This is a genomic window from Mesorhizobium sp. M7D.F.Ca.US.004.03.1.1, assembly GCF_003998635.1.
Lineage (GTDB): Bacteria > Pseudomonadota > Alphaproteobacteria > Rhizobiales > Rhizobiaceae > Mesorhizobium > Mesorhizobium loti.
Window position 1 is genome coordinate 1 of record NZ_RZQG01001693.1, and the last position, 556, is coordinate 556.

A 556-nucleotide genomic window follows, 5' to 3' on the forward strand; every position below is an offset into this window, starting at 1 on the left:
TCCTTTATCATGCCTTGGCGGTTCTGATGGTCCCAGTGATGGCGGCCATGGTCGTCACTGGTGGTCACACGCTGAAAGGAAGCGACAGCGTCGTCACGGTGGATCAGCTTGATCCGGGCGCCGATACGATCGCGCAACAAGGCGCCGAGACGGTGCCCGAAGAGCCGGCCACATCGGCCATAGCAGCTCCACAGCCGCCAAAGCCGGCGCCGCATTCGAGGGCGATCGATCCCCAATTTGTCGCGCCACCGGAACTGCCCGCCGAGGGGCTTGAACGGGTCGAGCCGCGCGAGCCATTGAGCAAGCTTGCGCTGGCCGTGCCGCCCAAGCCGAAAATGCCTGACGACTGGAACGGCACAAAGCTGTTCCAGCCGGTTGCGCCGGCCGCTGGCCTAATCGAAGCGAAGGGCTACTCGGTCGCGGTTTCCGGCATCGACCTCGTCAGGCAGGACGAGACCTGTAGCGAGGACGGCAAATCCTGGCCGTGCGGCGTCCGTGCGCGGACGGCATTCCGCGCCTTCCTGCGTGGCCGCGCGGTGGTTTGCACCGTGCCGCC

Annotated in this window: 1 pseudogene; it reads left to right on the plus strand. The window is 66.0% G+C overall.

Features of this window, described 5'->3' with window-relative positions:
* Positions 1-26 precede the first annotated feature (26 nt).
* Positions 27-556, plus strand: a pseudogene (locus EN935_RS39530) (thermonuclease family protein); the annotation flags it as partial.